The organism is Novosphingobium sp. HII-3, from assembly GCF_002916655.1.
Lineage (GTDB): Bacteria > Pseudomonadota > Alphaproteobacteria > Sphingomonadales > Sphingomonadaceae > Novosphingobium > Novosphingobium panipatense.
Genome location: NZ_PPSM01000077.1, coordinates 1 through 1,295 on the forward strand (window position 1 = coordinate 1; position 1,295 = coordinate 1,295).

The 1,295-nt window shown below is 56.1% G+C and carries 1 protein-coding gene; it reads right to left on the reverse strand.

From position 1 onward, the window contains the following. Positions 1-156 precede the first annotated feature (156 nt). A partial coding sequence (locus C2R25_RS20585; protein WP_199183873.1) for a primase-helicase family protein occupies positions 157-1,295 on the reverse strand: 1,139 nt, incomplete at its 5' end.

Here is a 1,295-nt window from a genome sequence, read left to right on the forward strand (position 1 = left end):
AGGTACAATTTGCTTGTTGCAACACTCATTACCCTATTCCTTGATTTTCCTTAGCGTTATAGCGGATTGGGTATAAGGTATTGCAAATGAACGAAAAAAGGCCGCTATAACGTCCAATCTGTTATAGCGGCCCCATAGCGTCATAGCGTCAGCGGATCAGATGTAGCCTTGCGCCCTCCCGAAGTCAGCGACATCTGCCTTTGCGTCCATGTGGTAAAGCACCGGGCGGCTCGGCTTGTCCGGATTGTCCTGTACCCATCCACGGCCCGCTTGGCCTATGCGGTGATATGCTCCGACTTCGCCGATGGCACTTGATACCGTGTTGGTCGCCGGTTCACCCCGCCCGGCTGCTCGTAGTATACGCGCGACCGCGCCCGTGCTGATCCAGCCATCGCGAAACCCCGGCAATTCGGCGTCGACCGCATCCTTGATCGCGCGGGCGACTGGCCCCAACCCGATCTCGATCGCCTCAGCCCAACTGGTCGTCTTGGGCGCACGCATCGAAATTGCACCGCGCTCTATCTGGTAGTCCGCGAACCAGTGCGCCATGATCGCAGCGCCGTCCGCATGGAGCCATCCGTACAGATTTGCGAAGTAGTCGTCATCGAGGTTGCGCGCCGTAATGTCCTCGGCTGATTGCAGCGGACTATAGAAGATGGCGAAACGGCGACCATTTTTATTCACCGGCACCGCATCCTTGTGATTGGTGAACGCAATCCAATTGGCATAGTTGTCCTCCATCTTCTGATCGACACCCTTGGACTGCGACTCGACTTGAGTTTCTGAAATATACGTCTTGAGTACATCAATAAGATCACGGCGATCATCAACTTTGATTTCATCAACTAGGATCATCAACTTTGATTTCATCCACCCGTTGAATTTGGACCCGTTCGCCAGCAAGTCGCTTGCCTTGGGTTGGTGCAGGTACGTCGCGCCGATACAGTGCATCAGGACGGTTTTTAGCGTGTTCTTGCCTATACCTTCGGCGGACTGGATCACGGGTGCCCACGGGACTTTGTAGCCGGGATACTTGATGTTGTGGGCCATCCAATCCAGCAGCAGCCGTCGATCCCCTGCATCGGGTATCATGATCGCGAGGTGATTGAGGAACGGCGACGGATCGCCGGGAATGCGGTGGACGGTAACAGGTTGGTACGTGTTCACCTGCGTCCGTCCAAGTTCGTCCGTGATGATCGTTCCGGGGGCCAGATGCGGCAGGAACCGCGTCCCCTCCACCTTCGGAATAGTCCACAGCGTTGAGCACGTCGCGGCCTTCCATGCGTCGTCCGTGA